Origin of the sequence: Micromonospora sp. CV4, assembly GCF_003667455.1 — a bacterium.
Lineage (GTDB): Bacteria > Actinomycetota > Actinomycetes > Mycobacteriales > Micromonosporaceae > Micromonospora.
Genome location: NZ_RCVI01000278.1, coordinates 177,507 through 194,240 on the forward strand (window position 1 = coordinate 177,507; position 16,734 = coordinate 194,240).

Sequence of the window (16,734 nt, forward strand, 5' to 3'; positions counted from 1 at the left end):
ACTGTATGGTCCCGCCAAACGTTTGTCCATCCTGGTTACTCAGGGTGATCCGCCCGGGGGGCTGATACCAACCAAGCAAACACGGTGGAGCAGCCAATGCATGAGCAGCGGAAGGACTCCGTCCAGGATCGACCCGGGAAGCAGCTCGTCGAGCTCCTGGCTGCGCGCTCTTAGAAGGTTGATCGCCGACAATACGACCGTCGCGAATATCGTCAATGATTGGTCTCGAAAATGCCATTCAGGACCGGAGTACACAGTCGGGAAGAGGGCGAGGAACGAACCCATGGCGGCGTTGTCGACGCACGCGCTGACGTCCATCGAGCCCGCCACACCGTTGCGGTACAACGCTTCGATGAACTTCCGGAACTGGAACTGGCTGACCTGGCGACTCTCGCCTCGGCATCGGTGCGCAAGGCGCTTGAGGACAAGTGGCTGCGGGAGACCGTTACGTGGATCACGAGGTATGTCAGCGAAGATTCCGTCAACTGGGACCCCAGCAACACTGTGCTCTTGCGGCTCGAACTCGTAGCAGACGAACTAACGCAGGCGGACGTAGATGACCTTCTGGATCTGCCTAGACACGACAGTTATGGGCATAGCCAACTCGCCGGCATGGAGCAGTTCCTTGAGTACGTCGGACAGAAGGATCCGAGCAAGCTCTCGCCGAAGGCGCGGGCATGGCTCGCTATGGAGAAGCCGAATCAGCCCTGATCAGCATTGGAGGTCGACGATTATTGGCGATGGTTTGGAGCCAGAAGACTGCTGCTGAAAGGCGCTGCAAGAGGCAGATGGCCAACTACATAGCGGTCGTCATCCTGACAGGTACGACGTGCCCTGCGTGAACCGTCAACGGTAATCGGGTCGCAGAGACCGACTACGGCCGAAGCGGGCCACCGCGCCCGAAGCAAGACGTTCGGTTACCTTGAGCTGGCCGCCCCTGTCAGCGTCTTCGACCCCTTGCCGATGTTCCGCCAGGGCGTAGTGGCGGTGTTATCCGCCGCTGGCTCCGACGCGGAAGACCTGAGGATGTGGTGGCGTGGGCAGGTCGGGCGTCGACCAGGGTGGTTCTGCTGACGCGGCCTCAGCGCTGCCCCAGCCGTCCCCCTCGCGGTAGACAGCGCGACCAGCAAGAAGTCGCACAAACTCCTCGCGCAAGCCAGCTTGATCGACCGAGCGTCCGGCCAGTTGAGTGCACAGGACGGCGACTGGCCAAGCCAAATAGCGGCGGGCCACCACGTAGGTGGCAGCGGTGTGCAGAGCCACGTAGTCCTCGTACCGGCTGCGCACATCGACATGCTGTCAGACAGGGCCGACGGGCGGGGTGGCTGGATCTCCCGGCTTCCTCGCCAACCGAATAGGTCGTGGCGCCGGACCGCCGTTACAGCCAGTCGTGTTCGCGGGCGTAGCGGGCCGCTTCGTGGCGGGTCCGGGTCTGGGTCTTGCGCATCGCGTTGGAGAGGTAGTTGCGTACCGTGCCTGGCGCGAGGTGGAGCCGAGCGGCGATGTCGGCGACCGAGTAGCCCTCGCCGGTGACCCGCAGCACGTCGGCTTCACGGTCGGTGAGGGGGCAGTCCTCGGTGACGGCGAGCGCGGACACGTCCGGGTCGATCCAGCGCTTGCCCGCGTGCAGGGTGGCGATGACCGAGGTGATGTGTGCCGGCTCGGCGGATTTGCTGACGAAGCCCTGAACGCCGAGCCGCAGCGCCTTGCGTAGCACGCCGGGGCGGGCGTGCCGGGTCAGCATGAGGATCACCTGCTCGGGTCGCTCGCGGCGGATCTGTGCGACCGCGTCGAGGCCGTCCACGCCCGGCATCTCCAAGTCGATGACCAGGACGTCGGGCCGGTGCCGCAGGGTGGCGGCGATCGCCGTCCGGCCGTCCTGAGCCTCGGCGAGGACCGTGATGTCGCCCTCCATCGGCAGCAGCGCGGCGAGGGCCGTGCGCAGCAACGCCTCGTCGTCGGCGAGCACGATGGTGGTCATCGGCCGTCCTTCCCGCCAACCGTCGGGGCCGCGTCGGCCCGAGCGGGTGGGAAGACCGCTGCGGTCAGGAACCGCTCGTCCTTCTGTTCCACGGTCAGCTCACCTCCGTCGCCCGCGACCCGTTGCCTGAGTACCGCCAGTCCCCTGAGCTCGGGGATCGTGGTGGCGGTTACGCCGTCGTTGACGATGGTGATGCCCGACTCGGCGAGCGTGATCTGCACCTGGGTGGCCTGCGCGTGCCGCAGGATGTTGGTGGTGGTCTCGCGGAGCACCTGGCCGAGCAGTTCGCCGGCGCGGGCGTCGACCTCGGCCTCCCGGGTCACCCGGACGCGTATTCCGGCGGCCTCGAACAGGTTCTTCGCGTTCTCGATCTCCGCGGTGAGGTTGAGCCGCCGCTGCGCGTACGCGAGTTCCTTGGTCTGCGCGATGGTGTCGCTGACCAGCGCGTACGTCTCCCGCAGCTCCTTCTCCGCCCGAGCGGTGTCGCGGAGCAGCAGTCGCTGGGCCAGGGCGATCTTCAGCTTGACCACGTGCAGGGTGTGGCCCTGGATGTCATGCAGGTCGCTGGCGAACCGCACGCGCTCCCGGACCACGGCCAGCTCCGCCTCGCGTTCCCGGGTCTGTTCGAGCTCCCGGATGAGGTCGTAGAACCGTTCGCCCACCATCGTGAAGACCGTCACGACGACGGTGAGGGCGGTCGGGATGAGGACGTAGGTGACCAGGACGTGACCGATGTCGTCCCGCTGCACCAGCAGCCGCGCCGCGCCGACGGTGGCGACGTAGGTGAACAGCCCGGCCACCGCGAGAGCCCGATGCCGTCGCACCTCGCGCAGGGCAAGCGAGCCTACGGCGCAGACACCCCAGTACGCGTTGGGGCTGCCGCTCACCAGGACCCCGAGCGGCCAGACCGCTGCCGCTACGACCAGGCAGGGCAGCGCGACCCTGGCGAGGTCGTTGGCCGTCCACCGTTCGAAGGCCACCAGAGCCGCCACGGCCCCCGGCGCCAGGACGACGACGTGCCACCAGGTACGCGCGTCGGTGTAGACCAGGACCACCGCGGCGAACACCACGGGCGGCAGTGACGTGGCGAGATTGAGCCGGCGCAGCCTTCCCTGCGTCGACTCGGTGAAGCGCGGCGATCTCGCGGTCATCAGATCAGTATCCGGCAGCCAGGGGCCTCGACCAGTGACACCACGTCACATGCGGTGGTGACGTGGTGCCACTGACGGGTCGGCCGTGCCCGCGCTGTCATGGGTACATGTCCACCACACCTGTCATCGAAGTCGAACGGCTGAACCTCACCTACGGCGACTTCCACGCCGTGAAGGACCTCTCCTTCGAGGTACGGCCCGGAGAGCTCTACGCACTGCTAGGTACCAACGGAGCCGGGAAGACCTCGACCCTGGAAGTTGTCGAGGGACACCGGAGGCCGACCTCGGGGACGGTACGCGTTTTCGGGCACAGCCCCGCCGACCGGCGAGCGGTACGTCGCCGGATGGGCGTCATGCTCCAGGAGAGCGGATTCTCCCCGGACCTCACCGTCCGTGAGTCCGTCGGTCTGGTCGGCCGGCTCACCAGGCGCACCGACGACGTCGACCGGGTGCTCGACCTGGTCGATCTCACCGGTCGAGCCGGCCGCAAGGTGTCGCAGCTGTCCGGCGGGGAGAAGCGGCGGCTGGACTTCGCCACCGCCGTCTACGGCACCCCAGAGCTGATCTTCCTGGACGAGCCGACCACCGGCCTCGACATTCAGTCCCGCGACGCCGTCTGGGCGACGGTGGACCGGCTGCGGGAGAACGGCGCGACCATCGTGCTCACCACGCACTACCTGGAGGAGGCGCAACAGCGCGCGGACCGGATCGGGCTGATGCACGAGGGCGCCTTCCACCGGGAGGGCACCGTCTCCGAGCTGACCCGCACCCTGCCGGCGGTCATCCGCTTCTCCCTCCCGGCCTCGGCACCGATGCTGCCGGTGCAGGCCGCCGTCGACGCGGACGGGAAGGTCGCGGTCGAGACCTTCGAGCTGCAGAAGGACCTGCACCTCCTGCTCGGCTGGGCACAGGACCACGCCGTGGAGCTGCGGGACCTGGCCGCGGGACCGACCCGGCTCGACGACGTCTTCCGCGCCATCAACAGTTGATTCGTTCTTCCGAAAGGAGCATCACCGTGATTTCCATCGCGTCCAGCGAACTGATCCAGATTTTCCGCAACCGGCTGGTGCTGATCACCAGCCTCATCATCCCGGTCGCGGTCTGTGTGTTCTTCGTCCGTCAGCACGAGACCTACGCCGCCATCGGAAGCCTCGGTTACATCGCCGCGATCGTGATCTTCACCGTGGCCGCCTTCGGGCTCTACGCCACGGCCGTCACCACCCTGGCCTCCCGGCGACAGAATCTCTTCCTCAAGCGGCTGCGCTCCACCGCCGAAGGCGACGCCGGCATCCTCGCCGGCCTACTGCTGCCCGTACTGGTCCTGTCCGTGGTGCAGGTGACCGCGATCCTGACCGCCCTGGCCGTGGTCGCCGGCGAACCGGCCAACGTCGCCCTGCTGGTCGTGGCGGTCCTCGCGACCCTGGCCATGATGATCGGTTTGGCCCTGGCCACGGCAGGGCTGACGAACTCCCCCGAACATGCCCAGGTCACCACCCTGCCCGTCACCCTCGGTGTGATCGCCATGGCCAGCTGGGTGGGCATCTCCGGCACCGAGAACCTCGCCTGGCTCAAGCGGCTGCTGCCCGGTGGCGCGGCCACCGAACTGACCATGAACGCCTGGAACGGCGGCGTCGCCGTGACCGACTCCCTGCTCCTGCTTGCACCCACGCTCGGCTGGGTCGTCATCGCCGTCGCCCTGGCCACTCGACTCTTCCGCTGGGAGCCCCGCCGATGACCACCGAACCCCGGTCGGACGTCCCGACCCTCGTGGAAGATCTCCTACTGCTTCTGTTCCAACCCAGCTCCGGGACCATCGCGGGTGAGAACACGCTCTTCTACGTCCTCGGTGGAGCGGTCCTCGCGGACCTCGCCCTCGGCGATCACCTGACCACGGCGGACCGGGGGCGGGTCAGGAGCGTGGCGGGTCACCCACCGTCCGATGGCCTTCTCCGCCCGGCGTGGGACTACCTCGTCGAGAAACCGAGGGGGGTGCAGACGGCACTGGCGGCGATCGGTCCCGCCCTGCGCAAGCCGGTGTTGGAGCGACTCATCGCGCGAGGCGACATCGACCAGGAGCCCCGTAAGGTACTCGGCCTGTTCCGGACGACGGCCCTGCGGGACGGCAGGACCGAACGACGGGCCCGCCTGCTCGCCGACGTTCGGCAGGTCCTCGTCGACGGTGCGGAGCCGCAAGCCCGTGTCGCCGCGCTCGCGGCGCTGCTCTCGGCGAGCGGGACGCTACCGCAGTTCCACCGCGAAATCCCGTGGACGTCCGCGGTGATCACCCGGGCCAAGGAACTCGAGCAGGGCGACTGGGGTGCCGACGCCGCGGCGGCAGCCGTGACCCGCACCGTGACGGCCACGGTCGTCAACAGCGCCATCGTGGCCATCACCGTGCTTCCTCGAAGCTAGGGCGTGGGTGAGCCCTCGTCGAGCGGTACCGGGCGGACCTTCCGCTGGCGGTCGTCGACCAGGGCACCTACTACGCCGGCGGTGACGACGGCTACCGCATCTGATCGGCGTCCGGAAAGTTGGCAGAGCTTCGAGACGGCCAGCACGCTCGCCGGTGGGTCGGGTTGGGTGCCGATGTGGAGATCATCGTAGCGTTGCTTCCGCATCTGGTAACCCAGGCCGGGTCGCCACGGCCGCATGAGCCGGCACCGAGATGGCGGAACCGCTCAGTGAGACGGTAGGAGCTGAAGAGCCCCTGCTGTCAAATCGGACGCCGTCAAGTCCGGGCGGCCCGAGTCCGCCGCCAGCACCGAGCCGGCAACGCCGCCCACATTTGCGATCCAACAATAGCGACCAGCCACATCGAAGTTCGTCTACTCGTTCTGTACCGTCAGTCGCCATCACTGCGAATTGACCGGCATGCAACCGAGCCCTTGGTTAGGACCGCCCAATGCGACGAACTGTCATCATCGCCATGCCCATCGCCCTACTTGTCGCCACGCTGATCGGGGTGCCAGCCGCCCATGCCGCCAGCACGCTTCCCGTCGCGGCTGTAACGGCCAGCGGTCACGACGGCAACGTGCCGGCGAACGCTCTCGACGGCAGCCTCTCGACTCGCTGGTCCGCCGAGGGCGACGGCTCATGGATCCGCTTCGACCTCGGTTCCAGCATGCAGGTCGGCTCTGTTGGCGTCGCCTGGCACCAGGGCGACACCCGCCGGAGCACCTTCCAGGTACAAACCTCAACAGATGCCAGCTCATGGACCACCGCCGTCTCCCAGCGGGAGAGCAGCGGCACCACCCTCCAACTTGAGACGTACGACTTCAGCGACCGCGCCGCACGCTACGTACGAATCCTCGGCTACGGCAACACCACCAACGACTGGAACAGCGTCACCGAGGCACGCGTCTACGGCCCGGATGGCGGCAGCGGCACCTGCACCGTGCCCGCCGACGTGCTCAACCTGACCAACTGGAAGATCACCCTGCCGAGCGGACCGTCGGAAAGCCCCACCGAGGTAAAGCAGCCCGCACTGGACGCCTTCCAGGTGTCCCCCTGGTTCGTCACCGCAGACTCGTGCCGCGCCGTCCAATTCCGCGCCCCCGTCAACGGCGTCACGACCAGCGGGTCGAGCTACCCACGCTCGGAACTGCGCGAGATGACCAACAACGGCGCCAGCAACGCCAACTGGTCCTCCACTTCCGGTACCCACACCCTGGTCGTCGACGGATCTTTTACCGTCCTGCCGGCCGGGAAGCCGCACGCCGTCATCGCACAGATCCACGACGGCGACGATGACGTCACCGTCTTTCGCCTCGAAGGCTCGAACCTGTACGTCACCAACGGTGACACCACCCACCACAAGCTGGTCACCAGCACCTACCAGCTCGGCACTCGATTCCAGGCCAAGTTCGTGGTCAGCGGTGGTCAGGTCCGCGCCTACTACAACAACACCCTGCAGACCACCATCAACAGAAGCTTCTCCGGTGCCTACTTCAAAGCCGGCGCGTACACCCAGGCCAACTGCACCAACTCCTCACCCTGCAGCAGCAACAACTACAGCCAGACACTGCTCTACAGCGTCACCGCGACCCACTCCTAACCCACCGCGATCATGACGTGGCGATCGCGCTGGACCATGGGAGCACCGAGACCGAGGATCAGTGACGATGGGACGGGCCGGCGCCTGATGTGTCGAAATCCTCTTGGCGGCGGCGCGCCGTGATCGTGGTTACAGCCGACTCCTGGTGGGAACTGTGAGGTCAGATCCGACCGGGTTCGAACGGCGATGATCCCCGTGCCCGGCCGCGACGGAGACGGGCCCTTGCCGATACGGCAGGGGCCCTTCGTCGTTGCGGACAGGGCTGCAGGTCAGCTACCTACACAGCGCGCCGGTCTCTTCGGGCGGGCCCATGTCGGCCTACGCGATACGTGCACGAGGAGTCCGACATGTCGGCCCGACATCGAGATTGTCCTGAGCGTCGAGGTCCTGCTCGATGGTCCGCCGGGCTGCCGGCGCGACGGCAGCCCGGCGAGTCGGGTTAGCCTGCCGTCATGGCGAGCGCCGAACTGGATGAGTTGATCGTCGTGGACGCCGAGGCGCTGCGGACGTGGTTGTCGGCCAACCACGCTACGTCGCCCGGCATCTGGCTCGCTCTGACCAAGAAGGGCGGCACAGTCACGACGCTGACCTGGCAGCAGGCGGTCGACGAGGCCCTGTGCTTCGGCTGGATCGACGGGCAGGCCCGTAAACGGGATCCGGAGACCTCCTGGATCCGGTTCACCCCTCGCAGGCCCCGCAGTTCCTGGTCACAACGCAATGTCTCCCACGTGGCCCGGCTGGAGGCGCAGGGGCGAATGCTGCCCCCAGGCCGCGCCGCGGTGGAAGCCGCGAAGGCGGACGGGCGGTGGGCGAACGCCTACGCCCCGCCGTCCGAAGCCGAGGTACCGGCCGACCTGCTCGCCGCCATCGCCACCGACCCCGCCGCCCAGGCCATGTTCGACGTCCTCACCAGCACCAACCGGTTTGCCCTCATCCACCGCCTCAATGCCCTCAAACGCGCGCAGACCCGCGAGCGGAAGATCGGCGAGTTCGTAGCCATGCTGGCCCGTCACGAGACGATCTACCCGCAGAAGGCCAGGCCCCCGAAATCACCGTGATCGGCAACCCCATGATCAAGTGCTGATCCGCAGTCGGCCGCGCGTCACGTCGTGTTACGGCATACGCCAGTGGTCTGCAGCGGTGCACCGGACGACCTGGATACCGGCGGTCGTGGTGACCGGTGGCCCGGACCATGAGTTGTGGCCGGGTCTGCTTAGACGGCATCCCCGCTCTGCTAAGCACGCAGGTGGGGGTCGCAGTGGCTACGGGGTCAAGGGCGGCGGTGCGCCAACTCCCGCAGCTCCTCGGCACTCAGCGGCCCACCTGGATCGTGTGCCTATCGGTTTGGCCGCCCGGCCGGCAAACGGCTCATAGCCTGGCTTCATGACCGAGTCGGACGAGCAGTCGCAGAGCGTCCGTACCGTGATCGTGGCCGGTTCCGTCAACGTCGCTGTCGCCGTGGCCAAGGTGGTTGCGGGTCTGCTCTCGAGCTCGGCGGCCATGCTGTCGGAGGCCGCGCATTCGTTCGCCGACACCACCACCGAGGTACTGCTGTTCGTGGCGCTACGTCGTGGCGGTCGCCGGGCCGACGCCGCGCGCCCCTTCGGCTACGGTCGGGAGAGCTACATCTGGGCCCTCCTGGCCGCGGTCTTCACCTTCGTCAGCGGCGCCGGCTTCTCCATCACCCACGGCGTCCATGTCATCGCATCGGCCGAGGAGACTGGAGATTACCTCGTCTCGTACGCGGTGCTGGTCGTCTCCTTCGTCCTGGAGTCGGTATCTCTGATCCGGACGGTACGGCAGGTACGACGCCGGGCCAAGCGCTGGAAAATCAGTCCGGCAAGAGTCCTGCGGCGCACCCCCAACACCACCATCATGGCCGTGTTTCTCGAGGACAGCGCCGCCCTTGTCGGCCTGGGGTTGGCCGGAGCGGGCCTGGGGCTCGCCGAGCTGACCGGTGACCCGGTTTGGGATGGCATCGCATCGGTCGCCATCGGTGTACTACTCCTCGTGGTGGCCACCATTCTGGCCCGCAACAACCTCTCCCTGCTCGTCGGCCGGTCAGCAAGGGAGCCAGTTCAGGACGAGATCCGCCGGGAATTGGCCGCTCTGCCGAGTGTGCACGGCATCGTGGAGCTGCTGACCCTGCAGCTCGGTCCCGACGACATCCTCGTTGTCGCCAGGATCGACTTTGCTGACGAGGTCAGTGGCGCCGATATCGAGGACGTGGCCGACGAGGCCAAACGACGGTTGACCGCGCGTAACCCGGCGGTCCGGTTCGTCTTTCTCAACCCGACACGCACCGCCACGGGCCCGGAGCCGCCCAGCCATGACCCAGAACGCCCCGGCCGCGGCCGGGAACACCCCTGCTGATGTTGGGACGTGTGCGATCGCCGGACGAGCCGGTGGCTCGTCCGCGGTTCGTCAGGGGTGGATCAGATGTCGAGGTCCTCGATGGTCGGCTACGCCCTGGTCTTCACCGTTGACACCACCGGCGCCCTCATCGTCGGTCACCTCGCGGCACTCAGCTGGTGGGGCATGCGACTCACCGCACGCACCCTGCGGCTCACCTTCCCCCAACCAGAAACAACGCTGCGCCGCCTCACCGACCGGACGGGCGGTTGAAGGCCACGCTCATTGATCACCAGTTTGCGCGGAACGGCACAATGGGAACGGATTCCCCAATGGTTCTTCGAACCCGCTCGCCTCAGGAGGCCGGCCGCCCGCAGTCGCCGCATGCTGCTCAATGCGATCACGTGGCAAGGGATCGGACGGTCCACCCCCGGACTGGCCCTCCGCGTTGCGAGCATCCGTGCCGAAGGGGCCGGTTCGCTGCGTGGTCAATGGGGGCCGGACCTCGGGATGCGGACGCCGGCGGCGCGGAGTTTTGATTCGAAGAGTGTGGACAGCCGTGCCATGGCCGGGGTCGGCTGGTCGCCGTGGCGGGCGATCATCGTGTAGCGGGCCGCGGTGTCGGTGTGGGCCTGCATGCCCGCGACGGTCTTCAGCAGTGCGGGGTCGGCCAGGTAGTGGTCGGCCGCGTCCGCGGCGAGCCGGTCGATGCGAGGATCGTCCGCCTCCCAGGTCGCGGCTTCGGCGATGCGCCTGGTCAAGGCGGTGAGCTTGGGGTCTTTGAGGGCGTGTTCGAACTGGGTGAGGTAGTCGTCGAAGCCTGCGGGAACGAGCGCCCGGGCGAGAACCCAGCCGTCCCTGGTGGCCGCGACCTCTTCCTCGGTGTACCCGACGTCGAGCATGCGCTTGAGCATGTCCACGGCGCGGTCGGGCAGGAGCGCGCGGTCGCCGTCGGCGAGCCGGTGCAGCATGGCGCGCCGCGCGGTGAGCTCCGCGATGCGTTCGTCGAGCTGCTGCTCGACTTGAACGATGGCGGCGGTGAACAGAACGGGGTCGGCTTCGAGCAGAGGCCCGATCTCGGCCAGGGTCACGCCGGCGGCGGCCAGGGTCCGGACCTGCACCAGCCTGAGCAGGTCGTCCGACCCGTACCGCCGGTAACCCGACGAGTCGCGTCCGGGTTCGGCGAGCAGGTCGAGCTTGTGGTAATGCCGCACCGTCTTGATAGTGATGCCGACGAACGCGGCCGCCTGGCTGATCGTGACTCCGTTGCGCACCTGCTCATCCTGCCTTGGGTTCGAGCGCCGACCGCGCACCGGGTGCGGGGAACCGCGCCGGGCTCAGCGAGCTCGGCGCGGCCCCGGTTCTCAGGGGTTTACGCGGCCTGCCCGCCGCCGAACACCTCGTTGAGGAGGCGCTGCTGGGCATTCTGGAACGCCGCGGCGATGGTGAGGTTCGCATCGTCCACGCAGTTCAGGGCGGCGGTCAGGGTCTTGGCCCCGTCGGGGGTGGCATACATGAGCGCCGCGTGGCCCACGGAGGCGCCGTTGTGGGAGATGACGGTGGCGCCGTCGTCGGTGGTCAGCACGAACACCCCGAGGCCGTAGTCCATGCCCGGGATGCCCGTGGCACGCGGGGCGAACATCTCCTCGCGAAGTCTGTCCGGAAGGAGCTTGCCGCCGGTGAGCGCGGCGATGAACGTGTGGAGGTCTTCGGTAGTTGAGATCATGTCGCCGCCGGCGGAGACCCAGGAAGGGTTCTGGCGGGTGATGTCGACCGTGCGCGGCTCGCCGTCCTCGTCGTACCGGTAATAGGCGTGGGCGTGCGACTCGGCGATCTCCGCGCCGTCTGGCACCACGGTGTGCGACATGCCGAGCGGGGTCAGGATCAGCCGTCGCATCTCCTCGGTGATAGTGCGGCCGGTGATCTCTTCAATGAGCAGCCGGGCAAGGACGTAGTTGGTGTTGGAGTAGCTCCAGCCCGTCCCGGGCTCGAACCGCGCAGGCTTGGACAGCGCGAGTTCGACCAGCTCCTGCGGCCGGTAGGTCTTGAACCGATTGTCCAGCCATTCTTGACCATTGGGGCCGTAGGGCATGGGGATGCCGAACACGATCGATCCGTCTTCGTAGATCTCGCCGGTGAAGTTGAACAGGCCGCTGGTCTGCTGGAGCAGCATCCGCACCGTGATCCGCTCGTCGATCCCGAACTCGGGCAGGTGATCGGTGACCCGGTCGTCCAACCCGATCCTGCCCTCGGCTACGAGTTGCAGGACCAGGGTCGCGGTGAAGGTCTTGGTGTTGCTGCCGATCCGGATGTGCCCGTCGGCGGGCGGCTTCACGTCCCCGCCGAGTTCGGCCGCGCCGGCGCTGCCGACCCACTCGCCCTGCTCGTCGTTGACGCGGGCCGTGATCCCGATGATTCCGGGGTCGATGATCGCCTCGATCGTCCGCTGGAGGTTGGCGGTCCGGTTGGAAACAATGATGGTCACGGTGGTTCGCTCCTTCGAAGCGCTCGATTCCCTTCGGCTCCTGCCGACGCGAGAACCTTCCACCCTGACCTCGGGTCAAGGCCAAGCATGACGTGCGTCACTTGATTGTCGGGCAACCGGCTGCCGGGCTCTACCGCGCGCGGTAGCCGCGAACCCCGCCTTAGACGCTCAATTTGGAAGTGCGTGATCAGCGAGTCCCCGTGCCCCGAAATGCCGATTCGCGGTGGTTGTCCGCCTGCCCGGTCGTGCCCGCTCGTGACCCAGAGATGACGCTGCTACTGGCCCGTCGATGGCCCGCGTCGGCGATCGGTGCGGTGCCTTCGTCCGGGCGGCGGCGCGTGGGTGATTCTCGTCCGCTTGAGGTCGCCGGTAGACGCGCCCAGGTCATCCGGGCTGGACCCGTCAGGGTCTGCCACCTGCAGCAGGCCCGCACCGCACGTAATCAGGACGGCTGACGTCACTTTACGCTGCTCGCCCTTCCAGGGCGATTGCGTAGTCGGGCGGTGGGTGCGTTGAGCTTGGGATCGAGCGCAAGTACCGGAATCTCTACCTACCTTCGGCCGGCGACGACCAGGACGGTTGGAGCCTAACCGTGGGTCGTCCCACGCCGGGCCAGATCATCCGAGGGTTGCGCAGCCCGGACCTGGTGATCCTCTATGGCATGTCTCTTCTGGTGGCTGCCGGCGTGGGCCTTTATCTGCTGCTCAAGTAACCGCGTTTCCTTACCGTGCCAGCTCGGCCCCGTACGCCTAATCCGCGCCGATGACAGCCGTGTGGCCGTCCGGCCATTCTTCGCACCCCGATCATCCGAGGATCACGACTTCGGCATGGGTACGGTTGCCGCCCTGCCCGAAACGGCAACTACTGGCACCAAGCAACGGATTGCCCATCGTCTGATCCCGTGACATGGTTGTGCCCTGTTCCGGACCATCGGAGGCGGCTTTCCTTGTCCGAGATCTTCATCAATTACCGGTCGGACGACGACAGTTATGCGGCTCCTCTTCTCGACAACCATCTGCGTACTGTCTTCGGCGACGGGAACGTATTCAAGGACAGCCGGTCGATCGAAGCGGGCACCGACTTCCCGCCACGACTCTGGTCGGCGCTCATGGGCAGCAGGTTGCTGCTCGTGTTGATCGGCAAGCGTTGGTTGACACTGACGGACGCGAGCTCGCGACGGCGGATCGACCACCCGGACGACTACGTGCGCCGGGAGATCGAAGCCGCGCTGCTTGCCGGGATTCGGGTCATCCCGGTGCTGCTCGACGGCGCGAAGCTTCCCCGGGTCGACGACCTGCCGGTGACGGTGCGCGGCTTGACCACCCGGCAAGCCATGCACCTGCGGCAGCGGGAGTCCGAAATCGACCTGCCCGCGATCGTCAACGAACTGTCCAAGTGGGTCCGCCCGATCAAGGGCACGACGGAAGGGGTGCCTGACCAAGCTGCACCGTCGGCGGCGCGGGGCAACTTCGGGTCGGACGGCGTCTATTTCGAGCGCGGCGGCACCTACATCAAAGACCTACACGGAAATGCCGACGTCGTGAGCGGGGACAAGAACGTCTACGGCGGTACGCCGTGAGCACCGATCCGGCCGGCCCACCGCCTGCCCCACTCCCCGTCCCCGCCCAAGGTCCGTCGGCACCTGACCGGTCCGAGAAGCCGCGCGGGGTCAGGCAGGCCGGCAACGACGTCGCGGCCAACGCGCAACAGCCCGGACAGGCCGCCGAGACCAACAACTTGCGCCGCGAGGCCGAGGTCGTGTTCGCCTCCGGCGGGACGTTCTTCGGCAGCGCTGCATCGGTGCAAAGCGTGTCCGGCAACCAGTACGTCTACCACGTCACGTCGCCGGGCGGCCGATCCACAGTTCTCTACAGCATCGACCCGGCGCAGACCCGGCTGCTGCGCGAGGCCTTTGTGGCCGATACCGCGTACGCGGCGTTGCTCGGTCGCAGCCGGACCCGGAACGTGGTGATCCTGCAGGCGGCACGTGGCACCGGCCGCAGCGCCACCGCCCAGCGGCTCCTGCTCGACAACCACCAGACCGAGATCTTCAGCTTCGCGCCGGACGTGCCGATCGGCGACGTGGCCACGACGATCACCAAGGCCGGCGGCTACCTGATCGAGGAGATCGACGACACCAGGGCGCGCGCGCTCACCACCCTGGCCCTGAACGATCTCGACGCCAAGCTCGGCGCGCTCGGTGCGAAGCTGATTATCACCATGGCCGCCGGCCTGGCTCTCTCCGATTCCGGCCTGCAGAGCTTTGTGATCAGGATCGAGCAACCGCCGAGCCACCGCTCTATCATGGAAAGCCACCTGAGGTATCGGCTCGGCGACATCCGCGCGGACAATCTGCTGAGCCGGCCGGATTTCTGCGCCGTCTTCAACGACGCCGTCACCTCCGACTCCGCACGCGACCGGGCCGCTCAATTCGCGGTGCACGTCGAGGAGTTGATGGCCCGCGGACAGCTGGAGCTGGGTCTGCTCCGGTCCCGGATGAAGTCATCGGTGGCCGGTGAGGTGGAGAGCTGGTTCGACGGGCTGGCCACACCCTCGCTGAAGTACCTAGCGATCGCGGTCGCGCTGCTCGACGGGCTGCCGTACCAGAGCGTGGTGGAACCGGCCGAGTCATTGGAACGGCGGCTCACCCGCCCGACTGCTTCGACACCCGCGCCGGCGGCAGCTGCGGTCGACCCGTTCGCCACCGGGCGTACCCATCGCGTCCGTCAGATCCGGGCCGAGGTGGTGCGGTCCGAGATCACCACCCGATTCGGACGGGTACCCGCCGAGATCATCCGGTACCTCGATCCGGCGTACCCGCGGGCCGTCATCGAGCTGGTGTGGCGTGAGTACGACGGCCTGCGCAGAGATCTGCTCGGCTGGCTGGGCGACCTGGCCAACCATCCGGTCGACGCGGTGCGGGTGCGGGCGGCTGCGGCGATCGGGCTGATCTCCACCACCGCGTTCGACTACATCAGCAAGACCGTGCTGCGACCATGGGCGAACGACTCCAAAGACAACAAACGGGAGATGGCCGCCTTCGCGCTGCGCGCCGCCGGCCGCTCCCAGAAGCTGCAGCAGCAGGCGCTGACCCTGGTCGGCGAGTGGATCACGAGCGACTCGTGGCAGCTGAACGCAACCGCTGCACGGGTGTACGGGTCGGCGCTCGGATCCGCCATGCCGGACCGGGCGTTCCGGGAGCTCGACCGGCTGTCGCGCACCGAGTACGCGGATGTCGCCTTCGCGATCAGCTACAGCCTCGCCGAGCTGACCGAGGCCGACCATCGCCAGGCGCTTCCCGCCACCGACTTGTCGGTGAAATGGATGCGCAGCCAGCATCAGGGGCAGAGCGCCACCGGCGAGATCGCCTTTCTCACCCTGGCGGCCGACCTGGTCGGGGCGGCGGATGCCGGCCCCGTTCGCTGGCCGCTGTTGTTGCAACTCGCCCGTACCGACCGCGGGCTCTCGCACGCCGTGGCAGCAGCTTGGGACTTCACCCTGAACGGCGCGATGTTTCACCGCTTCGCGCAGGACATCGCGGGCTCCTGGGCCGAGCGCGTCGAGCCGGACGAGCAGGCGCGCCAGGCGTTGGCGCTGATGCTGGCGAGCGTCTGCGCCGGCAGTGAGCGCACCGAGAAGCTCGTCCGGCACATGGTCCACGGCTGGATGTCGAAACCGGGCACCGCTCAGGCGCCGCGGACCGCGCAGGCCGTGCTTGCCGCCCTCATCTGATTCTGGAGTAGGCACCGATGAATCCGAACCCGGTCCAGTCCCTGATTCTGACCCAGCAACCTGTCAACCGGATGCAGTTCTCCGCGCCGCCGGTACGGGCCGGCGTGACGGTCGTGTACTCCCGTGCCGACGGGACGGTCGAGAAGCTGAATCACCGGCTGACCTTCACCGAGGCGCTGAGCGGCGTCTACCGCAACGTGTACGAGGTGGACACCACCCGCCACGACACCCGCATTACGATCAGCGGGCATGACCTGCCCACCCGCAACGACCGGTTTTCCTTCGTCGCCGACGTGACCGTCAACTGGCAGGCGACCAGCCCGGATGTGGTGGTCCGGGAGGGCGTACGGGACGGTGTGTCCGTCGTTTCCCGCCGGGTCCTGGCTCTGCTGCGCGGCATCAGCCGGCGATACTTGATCACCGATTGCGAGCGGGTCGAACGTGAGATCAACGACCTCCACCTCGGCGGTCCCGTGGTGATCACCGAGTACGGCATCACCATCCATAGCGTTACCGCGTTCGTCACCGTCGACGCCGCCGCCCGTCAATACCTGCAGCAGCAGGAACAGATCGAACGGCAGAAGGATCTGACACGTCGCGGCCACGTGCTGAACGTCGACTCGCTGCGCAACGAGCAGGAGCTGGAGCGGCAGCGAATGGAGGCGGTGACCCAAGGCGTTCAGGGCGAGCTGCAGCTGATCGCACTTCACCTCCGCCACCATCCCGACGACGCCCTGCAGGTGATGCAGATGATGCACAACCGGCAGCTGGAGCTGGAGCAGCAGCGGCAGGCGCGATACGCGAGCTCGGACGAGATCTTCACCAAGATGCTGGACGCCGGGCTCGTCCAGGCGGCCGACGTAGATGAGATCCGCCGTCAGGTCCTGCAAAACGCCCTGCACATGGTCGGCGGCGCCCCCGAGCCGCCACCGAACGCCTTGGCCGCGCCGCCGACCATGTGCAGGGCGTTTTGCAGGAC

Annotated in this window: 15 protein-coding genes; 11 read left to right on the forward strand and 4 right to left on the reverse strand. The window is 67.3% G+C overall.

Features of this window, described 5'->3' with window-relative positions:
* The first annotated feature begins 219 nt into the window (after positions 1-219).
* Positions 220-711, forward strand: coding sequence for a hypothetical protein (locus EAD98_RS30710; RefSeq protein WP_147457424.1), 492 nt, complete (start codon positions 220-222; stop codon positions 709-711).
* A 667-nt stretch (positions 712-1,378) separates the two neighbouring features.
* On the opposite strand, the gene EAD98_RS17850 is transcribed toward EAD98_RS30710, so the two are convergent.
* The gene (locus tag EAD98_RS17850; RefSeq protein WP_121655180.1) at positions 1,379-1,981 is read right to left on the reverse strand and encodes a response regulator transcription factor; all 603 of its coding nucleotides are present in this window, start codon (positions 1,979-1,981) and stop codon (positions 1,379-1,381) included.
* Positions 1,978-3,132 (reverse strand): sensor histidine kinase, encoded by a 1,155-nt coding sequence (locus tag EAD98_RS17855; protein WP_121655181.1) that lies wholly within the window; start codon positions 3,130-3,132, stop codon positions 1,978-1,980. The genes EAD98_RS17850 and EAD98_RS17855 overlap by 4 nt, the downstream gene beginning before the upstream one ends.
* 107 nt (positions 3,133-3,239) lie before the next feature.
* On the opposite strand from EAD98_RS17855, the gene EAD98_RS17860 reads away from it, so the two are divergent.
* From EAD98_RS17860 to EAD98_RS17890, 7 genes are all read left to right on the forward strand, one after another.
* Entirely contained in the window at positions 3,240-4,121 is an 882-nt protein-coding gene (locus EAD98_RS17860) for an ABC transporter ATP-binding protein (protein WP_121655182.1), read from the forward strand.
* A gap of 26 nt (positions 4,122-4,147) precedes the next feature.
* A complete protein-coding gene (locus EAD98_RS17865) occupies positions 4,148-4,867 on the forward strand; it encodes an ABC transporter permease (RefSeq protein WP_121655183.1) in 720 nt (239 codons plus the stop codon).
* Positions 4,864-5,544, forward strand: a complete 681-nt coding sequence (locus EAD98_RS17870) for a GPP34 family phosphoprotein (RefSeq protein ID WP_121655184.1) — start codon at positions 4,864-4,866, stop codon at positions 5,542-5,544. Before EAD98_RS17865 ends, EAD98_RS17870 begins: the two co-directional genes overlap by 4 nt.
* Before the next feature lie 490 nt (positions 5,545-6,034).
* Positions 6,035-7,186 carry a polysaccharide lyase family 7 protein gene (locus EAD98_RS17875; RefSeq protein WP_121655185.1) on the forward strand — a complete coding sequence of 384 codons (1,152 nt, stop codon included), beginning with the start codon at positions 6,035-6,037 and terminating at the stop codon, positions 7,184-7,186.
* Positions 7,187-7,638: 452 nt separating this feature from the next.
* Positions 7,639-8,244, forward strand: coding sequence for a YdeI family protein (locus tag EAD98_RS17880; protein ID WP_121655186.1), 606 nt, complete (start codon positions 7,639-7,641; stop codon positions 8,242-8,244).
* Between the two features lie 325 nt (positions 8,245-8,569).
* Positions 8,570-9,559: a cation diffusion facilitator family transporter gene (locus EAD98_RS17885; RefSeq protein ID WP_121655187.1), complete on the forward strand. Its 990-nt coding sequence runs from the start codon at positions 8,570-8,572 to the stop codon at positions 9,557-9,559.
* A gap of 66 nt (positions 9,560-9,625) precedes the next feature.
* The gene (locus EAD98_RS17890; protein ID WP_147457425.1) at positions 9,626-9,811 is read left to right on the forward strand and encodes a hypothetical protein; all 186 of its coding nucleotides are present in this window, start codon (positions 9,626-9,628) and stop codon (positions 9,809-9,811) included.
* A gap of 215 nt (positions 9,812-10,026) precedes the next feature.
* Here EAD98_RS17890 and EAD98_RS17895 read toward each other — a convergent pair whose 3' ends face one another.
* Both EAD98_RS17895 and EAD98_RS17900 read right to left on the reverse strand, forming a co-directional pair.
* Positions 10,027-10,851: a MerR family transcriptional regulator gene (locus EAD98_RS17895; protein WP_199723452.1), complete on the reverse strand. Its 825-nt coding sequence runs from the start codon at positions 10,849-10,851 to the stop codon at positions 10,027-10,029.
* Between the two features lie 59 nt (positions 10,852-10,910).
* Entirely contained in the window at positions 10,911-12,023 is a 1,113-nt protein-coding gene (locus EAD98_RS17900; protein WP_121655190.1) for a serine hydrolase, read from the reverse strand.
* A 946-nt stretch (positions 12,024-12,969) separates the two neighbouring features.
* Between EAD98_RS17900 and EAD98_RS17905 the strand changes: the two genes are divergently transcribed.
* The 3 genes from EAD98_RS17905 to EAD98_RS17915 form a co-directional block, all read left to right on the forward strand.
* Positions 12,970-13,602, forward strand: a complete 633-nt coding sequence (locus EAD98_RS17905; RefSeq protein WP_158609817.1) for a toll/interleukin-1 receptor domain-containing protein — start codon at positions 12,970-12,972, stop codon at positions 13,600-13,602.
* 230 nt (positions 13,603-13,832) lie between these two features.
* A complete protein-coding gene (locus EAD98_RS17910; protein ID WP_147457426.1) occupies positions 13,833-15,755 on the forward strand; it encodes a hypothetical protein in 1,923 nt (640 codons plus the stop codon).
* A gap of 17 nt (positions 15,756-15,772) precedes the next feature.
* Positions 15,773-16,734 (forward strand): hypothetical protein (locus EAD98_RS17915; protein WP_147457427.1); only part of this gene is annotated, 962 nt, incomplete at its 3' end.

Excerpts from the sequence above, each read along its gene's own strand:
- EAD98_RS17850 (WP_121655180.1), bottom strand. The coding sequence starts at position 1,981 with ATGACCACCATCGTGCTCGCCGACGACGAGGCGTTGCTGCGCACGGCC.
- EAD98_RS17855 (WP_121655181.1), bottom strand. The coding sequence starts at position 3,132 with ATGACCGCGAGATCGCCGCGCTTCACCGAGTCGACGCAGGGAAGGCTG.
- EAD98_RS17860 (WP_121655182.1), top strand. The coding sequence starts at position 3,240 with ATGTCCACCACACCTGTCATCGAAGTCGAACGGCTGAACCTCACCTAC.
- EAD98_RS17870 (WP_121655184.1), top strand. The coding sequence starts at position 4,864 with ATGACCACCGAACCCCGGTCGGACGTCCCGACCCTCGTGGAAGATCTC.
- EAD98_RS17875 (WP_121655185.1), top strand. The coding sequence starts at position 6,035 with ATGCGACGAACTGTCATCATCGCCATGCCCATCGCCCTACTTGTCGCC.
- EAD98_RS17880 (WP_121655186.1), top strand. The coding sequence starts at position 7,639 with ATGGCGAGCGCCGAACTGGATGAGTTGATCGTCGTGGACGCCGAGGCG.
- EAD98_RS17885 (WP_121655187.1), top strand. The coding sequence starts at position 8,570 with ATGACCGAGTCGGACGAGCAGTCGCAGAGCGTCCGTACCGTGATCGTG.
- EAD98_RS17890 (WP_147457425.1), top strand. The coding sequence starts at position 9,626 with ATGTCGAGGTCCTCGATGGTCGGCTACGCCCTGGTCTTCACCGTTGAC.